At 61.2% G+C, this 17,291-nt stretch carries 15 protein-coding genes and 1 pseudogene; 10 read left to right on the plus strand and 6 right to left on the minus strand.

Features of this window, described 5'->3' with window-relative positions; translation table 11 throughout:
- The first annotated feature begins 136 nt into the window (after positions 1-136).
- Together ACP7EW_RS07805 and ACP7EW_RS07810 are read left to right on the plus strand one after the other, a co-directional pair.
- The gene (locus ACP7EW_RS07805; protein ID WP_068935922.1) at positions 137-1,456 is read left to right on the plus strand and encodes an MFS transporter; all 1,320 of its coding nucleotides are present in this window, start codon (positions 137-139) and stop codon (positions 1,454-1,456) included.
- 127 nt (positions 1,457-1,583) lie between these two features.
- Positions 1,584-2,207 carry a flavin reductase family protein gene (locus tag ACP7EW_RS07810; RefSeq protein ID WP_038845938.1) on the plus strand — a complete coding sequence of 208 codons (624 nt, stop codon included), beginning with the start codon at positions 1,584-1,586 and terminating at the stop codon, positions 2,205-2,207.
- Here ACP7EW_RS07810 and ACP7EW_RS07815 read toward each other — a convergent pair.
- Both ACP7EW_RS07815 and ACP7EW_RS07820 read right to left on the minus strand, forming a co-directional pair.
- Positions 2,204-2,446: a hypothetical protein gene (locus ACP7EW_RS07815; RefSeq protein WP_033898533.1), complete on the minus strand. Its 243-nt coding sequence runs from the start codon at positions 2,444-2,446 to the stop codon at positions 2,204-2,206. The two genes, ACP7EW_RS07810 and ACP7EW_RS07815, sit on opposite strands and share 4 nt — an antisense overlap.
- A 42-nt stretch (positions 2,447-2,488) precedes the next feature.
- Positions 2,489-2,830: an antibiotic biosynthesis monooxygenase family protein gene (locus ACP7EW_RS07820; protein ID WP_016975490.1), complete on the minus strand. Its 342-nt coding sequence runs from the start codon at positions 2,828-2,830 to the stop codon at positions 2,489-2,491.
- Positions 2,831-3,158: 328 nt separating this feature from the next.
- On the opposite strand from ACP7EW_RS07820, the gene ACP7EW_RS07825 reads away from it, so the two are divergent.
- Positions 3,159-4,088: an AraC family transcriptional regulator gene (locus tag ACP7EW_RS07825; RefSeq protein WP_016975491.1), complete on the plus strand. Its 930-nt coding sequence runs from the start codon at positions 3,159-3,161 to the stop codon at positions 4,086-4,088.
- On the opposite strand, the gene ACP7EW_RS07830 is transcribed toward ACP7EW_RS07825, so the two are convergent.
- The 4 genes from ACP7EW_RS07830 to edd are packed head-to-tail and all read right to left on the minus strand — an operon-like array spanning position 4,085 to position 9,090.
- Positions 4,085-5,512 carry an ATP-binding protein gene (locus tag ACP7EW_RS07830; protein ID WP_161630237.1) on the minus strand — a complete coding sequence of 476 codons (1,428 nt, stop codon included), beginning with the start codon at positions 5,510-5,512 and terminating at the stop codon, positions 4,085-4,087. The two genes, ACP7EW_RS07825 and ACP7EW_RS07830, sit on opposite strands and share 4 nt — an antisense overlap.
- Positions 5,513-5,543: 31 nt before the next feature.
- On the minus strand, positions 5,544-6,278 hold the full coding sequence (locus ACP7EW_RS07835) for a response regulator (protein ID WP_016975493.1): 735 nt from the start codon (positions 6,276-6,278) through the stop codon (positions 5,544-5,546).
- A 32-nt stretch (positions 6,279-6,310) separates the two neighbouring features.
- Positions 6,311-7,267, minus strand: coding sequence for a glucokinase (locus ACP7EW_RS07840; protein ID WP_426216250.1), 957 nt, complete (start codon positions 7,265-7,267; stop codon positions 6,311-6,313).
- Positions 7,264-9,090 (minus strand): phosphogluconate dehydratase, encoded by a 1,827-nt coding sequence (gene edd / locus ACP7EW_RS07845; RefSeq protein WP_426216252.1) that lies wholly within the window; start codon positions 9,088-9,090, stop codon positions 7,264-7,266. The genes ACP7EW_RS07840 and edd overlap by 4 nt, the downstream gene beginning before the upstream one ends.
- 221 nt (positions 9,091-9,311) lie before the next feature.
- Here edd and gap point away from each other — a divergent pair, with 221 nt between their 5' ends.
- The 7 genes and pseudogenes from gap to ACP7EW_RS07880 form a co-directional block, all read left to right on the plus strand.
- The gene (gap, locus tag ACP7EW_RS07850) at positions 9,312-10,313 is read left to right on the plus strand and encodes a type I glyceraldehyde-3-phosphate dehydrogenase (RefSeq protein WP_038845935.1); all 1,002 of its coding nucleotides are present in this window, start codon (positions 9,312-9,314) and stop codon (positions 10,311-10,313) included.
- A 91-nt stretch (positions 10,314-10,404) separates the two neighbouring features.
- Positions 10,405-10,923, plus strand: a complete 519-nt coding sequence (locus ACP7EW_RS07855; RefSeq protein WP_033898538.1) for an RNA polymerase sigma factor — start codon at positions 10,405-10,407, stop codon at positions 10,921-10,923.
- A 74-nt stretch (positions 10,924-10,997) separates the two neighbouring features.
- The gene (locus tag ACP7EW_RS07860) at positions 10,998-11,966 is read left to right on the plus strand and encodes a FecR family protein (protein WP_426216254.1); all 969 of its coding nucleotides are present in this window, start codon (positions 10,998-11,000) and stop codon (positions 11,964-11,966) included.
- Positions 11,967-12,080: 114 nt separating this feature from the next.
- Positions 12,081-14,654 (plus strand): TonB-dependent receptor, encoded by a 2,574-nt coding sequence (locus ACP7EW_RS07865; RefSeq protein ID WP_426216256.1) that lies wholly within the window; start codon positions 12,081-12,083, stop codon positions 14,652-14,654.
- A gap of 133 nt (positions 14,655-14,787) precedes the next feature.
- On the plus strand, positions 14,788-15,396 hold the full coding sequence (locus tag ACP7EW_RS07870; protein ID WP_269131903.1) for a biliverdin-producing heme oxygenase: 609 nt from the start codon (positions 14,788-14,790) through the stop codon (positions 15,394-15,396).
- A 57-nt stretch (positions 15,397-15,453) separates the two neighbouring features.
- On the plus strand, positions 15,454-15,855 hold the full coding sequence (locus tag ACP7EW_RS07875) for a YbaN family protein (RefSeq protein WP_426216259.1): 402 nt from the start codon (positions 15,454-15,456) through the stop codon (positions 15,853-15,855).
- 280 nt (positions 15,856-16,135) lie between these two features.
- Positions 16,136-17,275, plus strand: a pseudogene (locus tag ACP7EW_RS07880) (HAMP domain-containing protein); the annotation flags it as partial.
- Positions 17,276-17,291 lie beyond the last annotated feature (16 nt).

A 17,291-nucleotide genomic window follows, 5' to 3' on the forward strand; every position in this document is an offset into this window, starting at 1 on the left:
CAGCGGCTTTCCGCTCAAAAAAATCCTGCAACCCTTCTATTCCGGGCCTTCATCCATCTGGCACAGCTCCTGCTATAGCTCGAGCCAGGCTGCGCACGCGCCGCTCCATAAAAACAACTAGATGAAGGATCCTTCAATGGATAACTCCAACGCCCTGCCTCTGGGGTCGGCGGCCGCGCCGACGAAAGAGCGCACTACCTCCAGCCGCATCAAATCGATTTTCAGTGGTTCCGTCGGCAACATGGTCGAGTGGTACGACTGGTACGTCTACGCCGCCTTCTCGTTGTACTTCGCCAAGACCTTCTTCCCAAAAGGCGACACCACCGCCCAACTGCTCAACACCGCCGCGATCTTCGCCGTGGGCTTCCTGATGCGTCCGATCGGTGGCTGGCTGATGGGCCTATATGCCGACAAAGTCGGGCGTAAAAAAGCCCTGATGGCCTCGGTCTACCTGATGTGCTTCGGCTCGCTGCTGATTGCCCTGAGCCCCGGCTATGAAATGATTGGTATCGGTGCGCCGATCCTGCTGGTGTTTGCCCGTTTGCTGCAGGGGCTGTCGGTCGGCGGCGAATACGGCACCTCCGCCACTTACCTCAGCGAGATGGCGACCAAGGAACGCCGTGGTTTCTACTCCAGCTTCCAGTACGTGACCCTGATCTCCGGCCAGCTCATCGCTTTGGCCGTGCTGATCGTGCTGCAACAACTGCTGACCACCGAGCAGCTGTACGCGTGGGGCTGGCGTATCCCGTTCGCCATCGGCGCACTGTGCGCAGTCGTCGCGCTGTACCTGCGTCGAGGCATGGAAGAAACCGAATCGTTCACCAAGAAGGAAAAAGCCAAGGAAAGCGCAATGCGCACCTTGATGCGCCATCCCAAGGAGCTACTGACCGTGGTCGGCCTGACCATGGGCGGCACCCTGGCGTTCTACACCTACACCACCTACATGCAGAAATACCTGGTGAACACGGTCGGCATGAGCATTTCCGACTCCACCACCATCTCGGCGGCGACGCTGTTCCTGTTCATGTGCCTGCAACCCATCGTCGGCGGGCTGTCGGATAAAGTCGGCCGTCGCCCGATCCTGATCGCCTTCGGCATCCTCGGCACGCTGTTCACCGTGCCGATCCTCACCACCCTGCACACTATCCAGAGCTGGTGGGGCGCGTTCTTCCTGATCATGGCGGCGCTGATCATCGTCAGTGGCTATACCTCGATCAACGCCGTGGTGAAGGCCGAGCTGTTCCCTACCGAAATCCGCGCCCTGGGCGTGGGCCTGCCGTACGCCCTGACTGTATCGATCTTTGGCGGTACTGCTGAATACATCGCGCTGTGGTTCAAGAGCATCGGCATGGAAACCGGCTACTACTGGTATGTGACCGCGTGTATCGCGGTGTCGCTGGTGGTCTATGTGACCATGAAGGACACCCGTAAGCACTCGCGCATTACCACGGACTAACGTTTCACCCGCAATGCAAGAGGGGCTGTGTCAGCATATGGCACAGCCCCTTTTTTTGTTTTGAAAACCACCAACTGTGCAGTGCACTATGACCGCCTCCCAGAACTGCGCACCAGGAACCCCGGCCATGTCCGACGATATCCATTTCTACGAACCCGCCAACGGCCACGGCCTGCCCCATGACCCGTTCAATGCCATCGTCGGTCCACGGCCGATCGGCTGGATTTCGTCCCACGACAGCGAAGGCCGCCTGAACCTGGCGCCCTACAGTTTTTTCAATGCGTTCAATTACATTCCGCCGATCATCGGGTTTTCCAGTGTCGGGCGCAAAGACAGCCTGAACAACATCGAACAGACCGGCGAGTTTGTGTGGAACCTGGCAACCCGCCCGCTGGCCGAGCAGATGAACCAGAGTTGCGCCCCGGTTTCACCCGAGGTGAATGAGTTCGAATTGTCCGGCCTGACGCCGGTAGCGTCGAAGATCGTGGGCGTGCCACGAGTGGGCGAGAGCCCGGTGTCGTTCGAGTGCAAGGTGACGCAGATCATTCAGCTTCAGCGCGCCGACAAAGCATTGGTGCCGAGCTGGCTGGTGCTCGGCGAGGTGGTCGCGGTGCACATTGCCAAGTGGCTGCTCAAGGACGGCATCTATGACACCGCCGCCGCCGAGCCGATTTTGCGCGGTGGCGGCCCGGCGGATTACTTCCAGTTGGGCCCTGAGGCCCTGTTCAAGATGCATCGACCCAAGGCTTAGGATTCAGCAGCCCACGCCAACTGACCTTCTTCGTCGACATCGACCAACCGCTCCAATTGCAGCGTGGCCGCATCGTCGGCGTCGGAGGCGGTCTTGAACGTCTGGCCATCAAGGATCTTGTGAAAGCGCGGTGCGCCCATGCCATCCAGTGCCTTGACGGCGACGGCGGCGCTGTAGCCACCCTCCCCCGGTACTACGGCGGAAACGGCTTCGTGGTGGGCAAATTGTTTACGTGCCATGTTGCAGGTCCTGGCCAATGGAAAAGTCGGCCATTCTAACCCTCAACCGGCCAGCTGCAGGTACTCGCCGTAGGCATGGGCGGCGGATGCATCGGTAAAGGTCTGGAAGTCCATGCTGCGGACCACCATGTCGTTCAACAGCTCGGTAAAGATCATCAGGGCCGGGGAGTTGAAGTAGGCGCTCATCGCCTGCTCGCTGCTCCAGAAGCCAGAGACCAGCCACACATCGGGATCGACCTGGGAATGCTGCAACGAGAATTGCAGGCAACCCTGAGCCTGACGGCCCGGTTCGATCAAACTGCTCAAGCGTGCACCGAGTTCGGTGCTGCACCCGGTGCGGGCGCGGATAAAGGCCATATGGCTCGCGGGAATGGGGGTGGACATGTTCGACTCTCCCGTTGAGAAGTGATGCTCGGCAAGCACTGTGAGGGCGTGTTGCCACAGGATCAAAGATAACGGCGCGAATGCGAGCGCGGTTAGTCAATTCCTGTCGGCTTATTGCACAATCCTGCGAGAAGCGTAGAGAGGACGTCTGGCGCAGCTGTTTTATTCCATGGGCCAACGCCTTGTTTCAGGGAGATGACAGGTGTTGCGATTGCCTGATTCACGATGCGCCGCAGGATCAGGCAAGGATTGTGCAGAATCGACGTAACACTTTTTGAAAAGCCGCCGCTAAGCTGAGCCCATCGAAGTAGCCAGTAGAGGACGCTCCATGTCGTCGCCCGAACATAAAGCCATCCCCCTCGATGCCGAGATGGAAAAGCAGCGCGCCGAACTGGCCAGCATCGTGCACCGGCACACCTGGGAGGACGGCTCCTACGGTACCGCCATCACCACCTTGTTCCTGAACCGCCATAACACGCCGCGTGACTTCATGCCGGTGTTGGTGGAGCCCGCTCTGTGCATCCTGGCCAGCGGCAGCAAGGAAGTGCGCCTGGCTGACGAGATCTTTGCCTATGACCCACTCAATTACCTGGTGTTCTCGGTGGCGATGCCGGTGGCTGGGCGGATCATCGAGGCCACCCCGGAAGACCCGAACCTGTCGGTGCGCATCAATATCGACCCGGCGCAGCTCACGGCCTTGATCGCGGAAGCAGGCCCGATGGGCGTGCCGTCGCGTCCGACCTCCCGTGGCATGTATGTCGACCGCATCGACGGCCAACTGCTCGACGCCGTGCTGCGTCTGGCGCGCCTGCTGGACTCGCCCAAAGACATCGCCATGCTGGCGCCGCTGATCAACCGCGAAATTCTTTATCGCCTGCTGCGGGGTCCACAGGGTTATCGCCTGTATGAAATCGCCGTGGCCAACAGTCAGAGCCATCGGGTCAGCCAGGCGATCAAATGGTTGAACGGCAACTACGAGCAACCGCTGCGCATCGACGATCTGGCCAAGGAAGTGAACCTGAGCGTCTCGACCCTGCACCACCGCTTCAAGGCCATCACCGCCATGAGCCCGTTGCAGTACCAGAAGCAACTGCGCTTGCAGGAAGCCCGGCGGTTGATGATTGCCGAAGGGTTGGAGGCGTCGGCGGCCGGGTATCGCGTGGGATATGAAAGCCCGTCGCAGTTCAGCCGGGAGTACAGTCGGTTGTTTGGGGCGCCGCCCCTCAGAGATTTGGCCCGGCTGCGCCAGAGCATTTAGTCGAGCGTGCGCGGCAGTTGCAGGGTCACCCGCAACCCACCCTCACGCAAATTCTGCAGACTCACTTCCCCGCCATGGCTATGGGCAATGTTGCGCGCAATCCCCAGCCCCAGCCCGTAGCCCTGTTGCTGCCCGGCCAGGCGGAAGTGCGGTTCGAAGACTTGCTCCAGGCGTTGCTCGGGCACACCGGGGCCTTCGTCATCCACATGCAGGATAAATTCCACGCCATCGTCTTCGATGCGCAGATGGGCGTTCTGCCCGTACTTCAATGCGTTGTCGATCAGGTTGCCGATGCAACGCTTGAGCGCCAGCGGCTTGCCCGGATACGTCGTCAACGCCCGGCCATGCTGGGTCACGCGACCATTGCCGTTCGGCGCCAGGTACGGTTCCACCAGGCAGTCGAGCACATGGTTCAGGTCGACCGGCTCGATGTTTTCGTGGATATCCGTGTCTTTCACGCATTGCAGCGCGCCCTTCACCAACAACTCCAGCTCATCCAGGTCGCGGCCAAACTTGGTTTGCAGGTTCTCGTCTTCCAGCAATTCCACGCGCAGGCGCAGTCGGGTGATCGGTGTGCGCAAGTCGTGGGAAATCGCGCTGAACAACTGGCTGCGCTCGGTCAGGTAACGGCTGATGCGCTCGCGCATGGCATTGAACGCACGGCCCACTTCCACCACTTCGCTGCCGCCACCTTCGGCCACCGGCTCTACGTCGGCGCCCAGCGACATGTCCCGCGCGGCCCGTGCCAAGCGCTTGAGAGGGCGACTTTGCCAGTGCACCAGCAGGCCGATGAACAGCAACAGGAAACCGCTGGTCAGCACGATAAACCACACCTGCTGGGACGGCAGGCCTTGTTCTTCCAGACTGGTGTAGGGCTCGGGTAGTAGCGAGGCGATGTACAGCCATTCGCCGGGCGCGAGCTGGATTTGGGTGACCAGTACCGGCGGGTTTACCGGTTCTAGGGTCAATGCGTAGTGGGCCCATGAACGCGGCAATTCATCGAGTTTGAGACCGGCATTGAAGATGCGCAGGTCTTCGGCGCTGACGAACTCCACCGAGATATGCACATCGGCGCCGAGGGTCTGTTTCAGCACTTCATCGACCGCTTCAAGCACGGCCTGCTTACGCGGGGTCTGCGGCAGGATGGCCATGTCCAGCGGACGATCATTGAGGGTCACGACGAAACGCGTGCCGCCCATGCTGCGCAATTGGTCGAGGACCAATGGGCGATAGGCCACCGGCAATGAACGGAAATAACTCACGCTGGCGGTCATCGAATGCGCCAGGCTGCGGGCGCTGGTGACCAGGCCTTCGAGCTGGGTGGCACGCAACTGCGAGACCCAGATCACGCTGGACAGCGCCTGGGCAAACAACACTGCCAGCAGCGTCAGCAGCAGCATGCGCCCCAGCAAAGAACGGGGCACCGGGAAGCGGCGGCGGCGCTCAGTCAGATGTTCAGTGGGCATTGCCGGCAACCACGCTGGCTGCCAGTTGATAACCGCTGCCGCGCACGGTACGGATCAGCCTCGGGGGTTTTTCAGTGTCGCGCAGGCGTTGGCGCAAACGGCTGACGGCCATGTCGACGATACGGTCCAGCGGCATCAGGTCACGGCCACGGGTGGCGTTGCCGATGGTGTCGCGGTCGAGGATCTGCTGCGGGTGGTCGAGAAACAATTTGAGCAGGGCGAAATCGGCCCCGGAAAGGATCACTTCCTCGCCATCCACATGGAACAGGCGGTGGCTGATCATATCCAGGCGCCATTCATCGAACACCAACACTTCGCCACCACTGCTGCGTTCCTGGCCAAACTGGCAGCGACGCAACAGGGCTTTGATCCGCGCCTGCAACTCGCGGGGGCTGAAAGGCTTGCCGATGTAGTCGTCGGCGCCCAGCTCCAGGCCGATCACGCGGTCGGCCTCGTCGGAACTGGCGGTGAGCATGATGATCGGCACCTGCGCCTGGCGTGGGTGCTGGCGGATCCAGCGGCAAAGGCTGAAGCCGTCTTCGTCCGGCAACATCACATCGAGGATGACCAGGTCGCACGGCGCCTCGTTCATCGCCTGGCGGAACCCCGCGCCATCCGGCACGCCACGCACCTGGAAACCGGCGCGACTGAGGTAGGTCTGCAGCAATTCGCGGATTTCCTGGTCGTCGTCGACGAGGAGAATCGATTTACTGATTACGCTCACGGGGTCCTCCTTGTTGTTATAAGTGTTGCAGGTCAGGCAAACGCCTGTTCCAACGCGACGCCGGCCCCGGTCAACCCGGAATACGGCGCGGTTACCAACCACACCGGAATGCCCTTGAAGTAGTCGCTCATGCAGCCCTTGTCGGCGAAACTCTTGGCAAAGCCGCTGTTGATAAAGAAGTCGGCAAACCTCGGTATCACCCCACCCACGATATACACGCCACCGCGTCCACCGGTGGTCAGCACATTGTTGCCGGCGACGCGGCCCAGCCAGATGCTGAACTGGTCCAATACTTCCATCGCCACCGGGTCGCCGGCCAAGCCTGCGGCCGTGATGGCCTCGGGGGTTTCCAGTACCGGCGTGTGGCCGTCGACCGCGCAAATGGCACGGTACAAACGCGGCAACCCGCCACCGCTCAAGGCGGTTTCGGCACTGACGTGGCCGATCTCAGTGTAGATGTGCTGCCACAGCTGGGTTTCACGCGGGCTGCTCAGGGGCAGGTCGACATGCCCGCCCTCCCCCGGCAACGCCGCAAAACGACCTGCGCCGAGGTCCAGCAGCGTCCCGACACCCAGGCCAGTGCCAGGGCCAATCACTACCGCCGGGCGCAATGGCTCCGGCGTACCCTCGCAAACCACACGGAATTCGTCGGGCTTGAGGCGGGTCATGCCCAGGGCCATGGCCGAGAAGTCATTGACCAGCAGCAGTTCATCGACCTGCAACGTCTTGCAAAACGCAGTCTTGCTCAGGCGCCAGTGGTTGTTGGTGAATTTAAATTCATCGCCGCTCACCGGTCCAGCCACCGACAGGCACACCGCACCGATGTCGCCGATTTGCAGGCCTTCCTCGTTGAGGTAAACCTTGATCACGTCTTCAGGGCTGGAGTGATCCGCCGTGGCATGCACGCGGATCGAATGCAGTTCCTGATCGCGCCACAACGCGAAACGGGCGTTGGTGCCCCCGATATCACCGACCAGCGCAAGCTTCACTTAAGCGTCTCCAAGGCAGAGGTAAAGGCGCTGGCGCCCTGCTCTGCGGAGCTTGCGGCCAAGCGCATAAATGCAAACAGCTCGCGACCGGCCCCCACGTTATTGCCCAACAGGCCCGTGGCAGGCGCGCGCGCTGCAAATTCGTCGGCGTCCACCTTAAGCTCCAAGGTGCCCTTCACGCCATCCACGCGAATGATATCGCCATCGCGCACCCGCGCCAGCGGCCCGCCGCTCTGGGCTTCGGGGTTGACGTGAATCGCGGCGGGGATCTTACCCGACGCGCCGGACATGCGCCCGTCTGTTACCAGTGCGACTTTGAAGCCACGGTCCTGCAACACACCGAGGAACGGCGTCATCTTGTGCAATTCGGGCATGCCATTGGAGCGCGGGCCCTGGAAGCGCATGACGGCGACGAAGTCTTTTTCCAGCTGGCCGGCCTTGAACGCGTCGGCCAGGTCTTGCTGGTCCTGGAACACCACCGCCGGTGCTTCAACAATCTGATGCTCCGGCGCCACGGCCGAGACTTTCATCACACCGCGACCGAGGTTGCCTTCCATCACGCGCAAACCGCCTTCCGGCGAGAACGCACGGGCCACGGGGCGCAGGATGCTTTCATCGAGGCTTTCGATCGGGCCATCGCGCCAGATCAGTTCGCCGTCGACCAGGAAGGGCTCCTGGGTGTAGCGGCTCAAGCCAAAGCCTGCCACGGTGTTGACGTCTTCGTGGAGCAGGCCGGCCTCAAGCAGTTCGCGGATCAGGAACGACATGCCGCCCGCCGCCTGGAAGTGGTTGATGTCGGCCTTGCCGTTTGGATACACGTGGGACAGGGTCGGCACCACCTCGGAGAGGTCGGCCATGTCGTCCCAGGTGAGGATGATGCCCGCCGACATGGCGATGGCTGGCATGTGCAGGGTGTGGTTGGTCGAACCGCCGGTGGCGTTGAGGGCGATGATGGAGTTGACGATGGATTTCTCGTCGACGATCTCGCCGATCGGCATGAAGCTGCCGTTGGCCTTGGTCAGGCGAGTGACCTGGTGCGCGGCTTCGCGGGTCAGCGCATCGCGCAGCGGCGTGTACGGGTTGACGAACGAGGCGCCCGGCAGGTGCAGGCCCATCACTTCCATCAGCAGCTGGTTGGTGTTGGCGGTGCCGTAGAAGGTGCAGGTGCCGGGGCTGTGGTAGGACTTCATCTCCGATTCCAGCAGCTCTTCGCGGGTGGCCTTGCCTTCGGCGTAGCGCTGGCGCACATCGGCCTTCTGCTTGTTGGAGATGCCCGACGGCATCGGCCCGCCCGGCACGAAGATCATCGGCAGGTGGCCGTAGCGCAGCGCGCCCATCATCAGGCCGGGGACGATTTTGTCGCAAATGCCCAGCATCAGCGCGGCGTCGAACATGTTGTGGGACAGCGCTACCGCCGTGGACATGGCAATGACTTCACGGCTGAGCAGGCTCAACTCCATGCCAGGCTCGCCCTGGGTCACGCCGTCGCACATCGCAGGGGTGCCGCCAGCGAACTGGCCAACCGAGCCGACTTCGCGCAGGGCTTTCTTGATTTGTTCAGGGAAATGTTCGTACGGCTGGTGCGCCGAGAGCATGTCGTTATATGACGAAACAATTGCCACGTTGGCGGCATTCATCATGCGCAGACTATTTTTATCTTCAGTGCCGCAACCGGCCACGCCGTGGGCGAAGTTGGCGCATTGCAGCTTGCCGCGCATCGGACCGTCGCTGGCTGCGCCGCGAATGAGCGCAAGGTAGGCCTCGCGGGTGGCGCGGCTACGGGCGATAAGCCGTTCGGTGACCTCAAGAACGCGGGGATGCATGTGTAGAACTCCAGGCTAACGGATGTGGCGACCTGAGTGTCTATGCTGATCAAACGCCCGCAGCGCATGGGATGGCAGGGAGTCGTTTGGATCATCGGACCAGTTGATTCAGGTCACTCGTTGTAGATTGAACAAAATATTGCCACTAAAAAGGCTTGTTTTCTATTTTTATGCGAATAATCTTGTAATTCTTACAACAAATCGACGACAGGCACTTTCCAATGACTCTTCGTATCGCAATCAATGGTTTTGGCCGTATCGGCCGTAATGTCCTGCGCGCACTGTATACCCAAGGCTACCGCCAGGATTTGCAGATCGTCGCCATCAACGATCTGGGCGACAGTTCGATCAACGCCCACCTGCTCAAATACGACACCGTGCATGGCACTTTCGACGCAGAGGTCGCCCACGATCAGGAAAGCCTGACCGTCAATGGTGACCGGATTGCCGTCAGTGCCATTCGCAACCCCGCCGACCTGCCGTGGGCTGCGCACAAGATCGACGTGGTGTTCGAATGCACCGGCCTGTTCACCGACCGTGACAAGGCTGCCGCCCATATTACCGCCGGCGCGCGCAAGGTGATCATCTCGGCACCGGCCAAGGGCGCGGACGCCACCGTGGTCTACGGTGTGAACCACGACATTCTGCGCCAATCCCACCAGATCATCTCCAACGCGTCGTGCACCACCAACTGCCTGGCGCCTGTGGCGCAAGTGCTGCACCGCGAGCTGGGCATCGAAAGTGGCCTGATGACCACGATTCACGCCTACACCAATGACCAGAACCTGACCGACGTCTACCACACCGACCCGTACCGTGCGCGTTCGGCCACCCAGAACATGATCCCGAGCAAGACCGGCGCGGCTGAAGCCGTCGGCCTGGTGCTGCCGGAACTGGCGGGCAAGTTGACCGGCATGGCGGTGCGTGTCCCGGTGATCAACGTGTCGCTGGTGGACCTCACCGTGCAGCTGAAGAAAGAAGCCACTGCCGAACAGGTCAACGCGTTGCTCAAGGATGCCAGCCAGCATTCCAAGATCCTCGGTTACAACACCTTGCCGCTGGTTTCCAGCGACTTCAATCACAACCCGTTGTCGTCGATCTTCGATGCCAATCACACCAAAGTCAGTGGCAAATTGCTGAAAGTGTTGGCTTGGTATGACAACGAGTGGGGCTTCTCCAACCGTATGTTGGATAACTGCCTGGCGCTGTGTAACGCCGAATAACCCTCACGGGAAAAGGCTCACAGAAATAGCCACTTGCCATTTGCGTTGATGATAAGCATTATCATTCACTGCAAATCGGTCTGGTATCACTGTGAGCCAATCTCGCTTCAACCACGTTTTTCTCACCCAACGGGTGGTTCTGCTTCGCACCTTGCAGCGGATGGTGAATAACCACAGCACCGCCGAGGACCTGTTGCAGGAAACCTACCTGCGCGTGACTCGGGCCCTGAGCGAGCGGCCAATCGATCACCTTGAACCTTTTGTCTATCAGACGGCGCGCAACTTGGCGCTGGATCACCTGCGTGCGCGCAGGATTCAGGCCCGCACGCTGCAGGAAGATGTGCCGCTGGACGTCCTGCAAAGCGTCGCCGCCCCCATCAGCACACCCGAAGATGCCACTCAGGCCGAGCAAATGCTTGAAGCCTTGAGCGTCAGCCTGGGCCAGTTGAGCGCCCGCCAACAGCAGATCTTCATCCTCAGCCGCCTGCATGGTTGCAGCTACCAAGAGATCGCCGATCAGTTGGAAGTGTCCTTGAGCACCGTACAAAAGGAACTCAAATTGATCATGGCCATCTGTGTAGGTGTGGCCGAACGGCTGGATCGGCCTTAAGCTTCACCCGAAAGAAGCGTCGACCCAGGCTGTAGGAAAGTTGAATAGAACGTGGCGAAGACCCGAGGAACACCGTGACGGACCCGAATAAACTGCAGCCCCATGAGCTGGCTCATGAGGTGTTGCAAGACACGGCTATGGACCAAGCCCTCGACTGGCTGATCGCCTTGCAGTGCCCGCAACCCGGGCAGCAAGCCGAATTCGAAGCCTGGCTGGCCAGCGATCCCGCCCACGTTCATGCTTTCGCCAAGGCCCAGGCCGCCTGGGGTGGCGCGCCGGTGCACAGTGCCGCCGTCGCACTGGCCGTACCGCGCAAACCCAGCACTTGGCGCCGCATCAAACCGCATTGGAAACCACTGGCTACCGCCGCCGTGCTGCTGATCGGCCTGTTCAGCTTCAGCAACCTGCCGGTACGCCTGCAAGCCGACCACCTCACCGTGGTGGGCGAACGCCAGCGCCTGCAACTGGACGACGGCTCCAAGGTGCTGCTGAACACCAACTCGGCGTTTTCCAGCAGTATCAAGGACCACCAGCGCATCGCCCGCCTGTACCAGGGCGAGGCGTTTTTCGAAATCGTGCCCAGCCACGGCCTGCCCCTGGAAATCGACGCCGGCCCCGTGCGTGCCAGCGTGCGCGATACGGCTTTCGCCGTGCGTTACCTGAATGGCGAAGCCCAGGTGCAAGTGCAACGCGGCGATGTCGACCTGAGCAACACCTTCGATGATGCCCGCGTGCGCCTGAGCGCCGGTGAAAGCATCCGCATCGGGCCCAAGGGCTTCGGCCAGCCGGCCAAGCTGGACGCCAACAAGGACCTGGCCTGGGTGCAAGGCCGGCTGATCTTCGAGAACTGCCCGATGAGCGAAGTGCTCGCCGAGTTGCGTCGCTATTACCCGGGTTGGATCGTCAACACCAATGACCAACTGGCCAGTGTCGCCGTCACCGGCAATTACCGCCTCGACCAGCCTCTGGATGTGGTGCGATCCCTGGCCCACATCACCTCGGCCAAGCTGTCGGAATACCCGGCGCTGGTGATCTTGAACTAAATGAGAATTATTTTTACTCGATAGCTGAGGGTGGTACGTCTCGTCTTAGCCAATGCAACTGATTCCTATTTGTTTCAGTTCGCAACTATAAGATTCGTACCCGGAGCGCTCTCGATGTCCTCTTGTTTCAACCGCCGGTCCTCTTCGCCCGTTCTGTCCTTGCTGACGGCCGCCATTTTGCTGGCCGGTGCGCCAGTGATGAGCGCCACCGCCGCCGAACCTGCTGCGCGCAGTCACGGCAACTACAACTTCAGCATCGAGCAGCAATCGCTGGTCTCGGCCCTCAACGCCTTTACTGCCGTGACCGGCTGGCAAGTCGGCCTGCCCGCTGAGTTGGGCCAGGGGGTGTCGTCCCCTGGCGTGCGCGGCCCGCTGCCGCCGGAAAAAGCCCTGGACCGGCTGTTGGTGGGGACCAACCTGAGCTATCGCAAACTGGGCAGCAACAACATCGTCCTGGAAAAACGCGCAGCGGGCAGCACCCTCAACCTGCAACAGGTGACCATCAGCGCCACCCGCAATGAGCAGGACGTGAGCAGCGTACCGAGCACCGTCAGCGTGCATGACCGCGAAGAGCTGGACCGCCAGAACGTCAACACCATCCGCGAGCTGGTGCGCTATGAGCCCGGCGTTTCGGTCGGTGGCGCCGGCACCCGCGCCGGTAACGCCGGTTTCAACATTCGCGGCATCGACGGCGACCGCATCCTCACTCAGGTCGATGGCGTGGAAGTGCCGGATAACTTCTTCAACGGCCCCTACGCCAAGACCCGTCGCAACTACGTCGACCCGGAAATCGTCAAGCGCGTCGAGATCCTGCGCGGCCCGGCCTCGGCCCTGTACGGCAGCAGCGCCATTGGCGGCGCAGTGAGTTACTTCACCCTCGACCCGGACGACATCATCAAGCCCGGCAAGGACGTCGGCGCCCGTCTCAAGACCGGCTACAGCTCCGCCGATGAAAGCTGGCTGACCTCCGGCACCTTCGCCGGCCGCGTGCAGGACTTCGACGGTTTGCTGCACCTGAGCCAGCGCAACGGTCATGAAATGGAGTCCTACGACGGCAACAACGCCACCGGCCTGGCCCGTACCGGCGCCAACCCGGAAGACGCGCGCACCACCAACATCCTGGCCAAGCTAGGCTGGAATTATGGTGAAGACAATCGCCTCGGCCTGACCTACGAGAAGTACAAGGACGATCGCGACACTAACCAGAAGAACGCCATAGGCGGGCCGTTCAACACTGGCGCCCCCGTCTCCCCCAACCTGTACCGCGCACGCTCGGGCAACGACACGATCACCCGTGAGCGCTTCGGCCTGGAAAACAGCTTCGCGCTGGAGTCGCCGGTTGCCGACCGCATCAAGACCAGCCTCAACTATCAGATTGCCAAGACCGACCAGACCACCGCCGAGATCTACCAGGCAGGCCGTCGCGTGCTGCGGACCCGCGATACGCTCTACCAGGAAAAACAATGGGTATTCGATGCCCAACTGGACAAGGCCTTCAGCATCGGTGAGACCGATCACCAGGTGACCTACGGCACCACCCTCAAGCAGCAGAAAGTCACCGGTTCCCGTGAAGGTGCCGCCACCTGCCTGGCCGTCGGCAGCGGTTGTACCGCCATCGGCGCCCCCAGCCCGTCTGCCACAGACAGCGTGAGAAAGGCCAGCGACTTCCCGGACCCGACCATCAATACCTACTCGCTGTTTGCCCAGGACCAGATCGCCTGGAACAACTGGACCTTCCTGCCCAGCGTTCGCTATGACTACACCCAGCTCAAACCCAAGCTGACCGAGGACTTCCTCAACGCCACCGACCCGAACCGGATCTACCCACACGACGACGACACCAAGACCTGGCACCGTGTTTCGCCGAAATTCGGCCTGACCTACGCGCTGACTGACCACTACACCTGGTTCGGCCAATACGCCGAAGGCTTCCGCACGCCGTCAGCCAAGGCCCTGTACGGCCGCTTTGAGAATATCCAGCAAGGGTACGTGGTCGAGCCAAACCCGAGCCTCAAGCCGGAAACCAGCAAAGGCATCGAGACCGGGATTCGCGGTAACTTCGACGCGGGTAACTTCGATGTCGCAGTGTTCTACAACAAGTACAAAGACTTCATCGACGAGGACAACACCTCTGTCGCCCCCACCGGCACGATCTTCCAGCCGTTCAACATCAAACGCGCCACCATCAAGGGCATCGAAGCCAAGGGCCGCATGAACCTGGACGCGTTTGGCGCGCCCCAAGGCCTGTACACCCAAGGTGCGGTGGCGTACGCCTATGGCCGCAACGACGAGACCGGCGAGCCCCTCAACAGCGTCAACCCGCTCAAGGGCGTGTTCGGTCTGGGTTACGACCAGGAACAATACGGCGCGCTGGTCAGCTGGACACTGGTCAAGAAACAGAACCGCGTCGACAGCACCACCTTCTTCTCGCCAGACGGCGACAAGTCCAAGGGCCCGTTCAAGACCCCAGGCTTTGGCATCGTCGACCTGACCGGCTTCTACAAGGTCACCAACGACGTGACCATCAATGGCGGCCTCTACAACCTCACCGACAAGAAGTACTGGAACTGGGACGACGTACGCAGCTACGACGGCGTCGGCGAAGCCGGCGTGACCTCCCCGGCCAACCTCGACCGCCTGACCCAGCCGGGTCGCAACTTTGCGATCAACGTGATCTGGGACATCTGATCCGCCCCACTCACCTCGTCGAAATCTCATCGACGAGGTGAGGATTTTTTACTGTACCGCGTCTTCTTGTTCGTCTAGTTGATAACAGCTCTCTTTAGGGCACCCAGGCGCTCCCCTTCTCAAGGACTTTTTCATGACCGCTTCTCCAACCGCAGAACGCCCAAACCTTCGCTCCCAGCGCCTGAACCAGATCACCAATGAACCACACACCAAGCTTGACGCCCTGGTCAAAGCCCACGCGCCGTTTGAAACCCAGGCCAATTTCGCCCGCTTCGTGGTCGCGCAGTACCTGTTCCAGTCGGAACTGGTAGCGCTGTACAACGATGCCGAGCTGATCAAGATCGTGCCGGACCTGGCCGAGCGTTGCCGCGCCGAAGCCGCCAAGCTGGACCTGGGCGACCTCGACACCGAAGTGCCTGCACCGGTCGCCGGTGCCGTGAAGAGCCCGAGCAAAGCCGAAGCCCTGGGCTGGCTGTTCGTGTCCGAAGGCTCCAAGCTGGGCGCTGCGTTCCTGATCAAGCGCGCCGTGGGCCTGGGCCTGAGCGAAACCTTCGGTGCCCGTCACCTGGGTGAGCCCGCCGGTGGTCGTGCCGAAGGCTGGAAGCGCTTCACCCGTACGCTCGATGCCCTGGAATTCAGCGCCGAAGAAGAGGCTGCGGTGGAAAAAGGCGCAATCGACGCGTTTGTACGCTTCACCGTCTTGCTGGAACAAGCGTACGCTAGCGCCCCTGAACTGGCCTGATACCCTGTAGGAGCGGCTTCGTCCGCTCCTGCTTCCTCGACTCTGTAAATCGCTCCCATGACCGGCAAAACCCAATCCACCTCGAAAATCGCCCGGATCCTCTTCGGCCTGCTGGCCTACGTCAGCCTGGGCATCGGGCTGGTGGCGATTGTCGTGCCGGGTTTGCCCACCACCGAATTCATCCTGCTCGCCGCCTGGGCCGCCACCAAAAGCTCGCCGCGCCTCAGCGCCTGGCTGGAAAACCATCGGCTGTTCGGGCCCATCCTGTTCAACTGGCGCAACGGCAAGATCATCGCCCGCCGGGCCAAAGTCAGTGCCACGGTGAGCATGCTGCTGTGCGCCATCCTGATGCTGGTGATGCTCGACCATGGCTGGCCGATCTACCTCGCAATCGCCGGAATGAGCCTGGGCAACCTGTGGATATGGTCACGCCCGGAACGGCTTGCAACGCCCGTATAACGGCGCGTGTAGGGTTTTTCCTACCGCTCATCGCCTCTCTCTCATGAATTGATTCATGACGCCGATGTTTCAGACATAGCGCTGAATGGACTTGGCCTGCACTGCGTGCTTTCCAACAAGTCCATTCGTGAGTGAACCTATGTTCGACACCCTCTCCATTCGCTTGAAAATCGTGCTGCTGTCAGGCCTTTGCCTGTTGGGGGTGATCGCGCTGATCATCAGCATCAACCTCTACGAAACCGACCAGAACGACCATCTGATCAGCGCTTCAAGCTCGCGAATGCTCACCAACAGCGTGCAGAACCTGCTGCAATCCAAAGCCGCCGAACAGGCCGTGCAGTTGCAGAAAACCTTTGGCGAAAACCTGTTGGTGGTGACGGCCCTTGCCGACCAGGTCAAGGACCTGCGCGCCCTGGCCGCCAAGCGTTCACTGGAGCCTGGCGCCTTGCGGGAAGAACTCAACCTGAGCCTCAAGACCACCTTCGAGCGCAACAGCAAGGTGCTGGGTATCTGGCTGTCGTTCGAGCCCAATGGACTGGATGGCAAGGACAGCGAATTCGTCGACGACAAGGCCCGCGTGTCCAACGAAAAAGGCCGTTTCTCCAGCTACTGGAGCCGCGCCGGCGGTGAAGGCCTGAACACCATCATGGTCGAGGAAGACTTGACCAAGACCACCCCCAACCTCAGCGGCACGCCCTACAACATCTGGTACACCTGCCCACGGGACACGCGCAAGGTTTGCCTGCTGGATCCCTACGCCGATGAAGTGGCCGGCAAGCAGATGCTGATGACCACCATCGCCTTGCCGCTGATCGTGGACGGCAAAGTCATCGGCGTGGTGGGTATCGACATCGCCCTCAACACCCTGCAGGCCGTGACGGACGCGGCGCAAAAAGAACTGTTCGACGGCGCGGCGCATCTGGAGATCCTGTCCAGCACCGGCCTGATCGCGGCCTACAGCGGCCAACCGGACAAGGTTGGCAAAAACCTGATCGACACCCTCGGCGCCGAAGGCAAGGAAATCGTGCAGTTGCTGGCCGGCGACTCGCCCATGATCCGCGAGCAGGAGGACACTATCCGCGCCGTTCACCCGGTCAAGCCGATTGCGGACGCGAAATCCTGGGGCGTGGTGATCAAGCTACCCAAGAACGTGATGCTGGCTGACACCTTGAAGCTGCAAGACGTGCTCGACAAAGCCCAGGCCGCCGGCACACTCAAGGCCTTGCTGGTCGGCGCTGCCGCCGCGCTGCTGGGCCTGCTGCTGATCTGGCTGACCGCCACCGGCGTCACTCGCCCAATCAACAGCGTGGCCGCCATGCTCAAAGATATCGCCAGCGGCGACGGCGACCTGACTCAACGCCTGGCTTACGCCAAGAAGGACGAGTTGGGTGAACTGGTCAACTGGTTCAACCGCTTCCTCGACAAGCTGCAACCGA

This window comes from Pseudomonas sp. DWRC2-2, from assembly GCF_049897885.1.
Taxonomy (GTDB): Bacteria; Pseudomonadota; Gammaproteobacteria; order Pseudomonadales; family Pseudomonadaceae; genus Aquipseudomonas; species Aquipseudomonas azotoformans_A.

Bases quoted from the DNA above. Each gene is read 5' to 3' on its own strand.
- ACP7EW_RS07805 (WP_068935922.1), top strand. From the start codon at position 137: ATGGATAACTCCAACGCCCTGCCTCTGGGGTCGGCGGCCGCGCCGACG.
- ACP7EW_RS07810 (WP_038845938.1), top strand. From the start codon at position 1,584: ATGTCCGACGATATCCATTTCTACGAACCCGCCAACGGCCACGGCCTG.
- ACP7EW_RS07815 (WP_033898533.1), bottom strand. From the start codon at position 2,446: ATGGCACGTAAACAATTTGCCCACCACGAAGCCGTTTCCGCCGTAGTA.
- ACP7EW_RS07820 (WP_016975490.1), bottom strand. From the start codon at position 2,830: ATGTCCACCCCCATTCCCGCGAGCCATATGGCCTTTATCCGCGCCCGC.
- ACP7EW_RS07825 (WP_016975491.1), top strand. From the start codon at position 3,159: ATGTCGTCGCCCGAACATAAAGCCATCCCCCTCGATGCCGAGATGGAA.
- edd (WP_426216252.1), bottom strand. From the start codon at position 9,090: ATGCATCCCCGCGTTCTTGAGGTCACCGAACGGCTTATCGCCCGTAGC.
- gap (WP_038845935.1), top strand. From the start codon at position 9,312: ATGACTCTTCGTATCGCAATCAATGGTTTTGGCCGTATCGGCCGTAAT.
- ACP7EW_RS07865 (WP_426216256.1), top strand. From the start codon at position 12,081: ATGTCCTCTTGTTTCAACCGCCGGTCCTCTTCGCCCGTTCTGTCCTTG.
- ACP7EW_RS07870 (WP_269131903.1), top strand. From the start codon at position 14,788: ATGACCGCTTCTCCAACCGCAGAACGCCCAAACCTTCGCTCCCAGCGC.
- ACP7EW_RS07875 (WP_426216259.1), top strand. From the start codon at position 15,454: ATGACCGGCAAAACCCAATCCACCTCGAAAATCGCCCGGATCCTCTTC.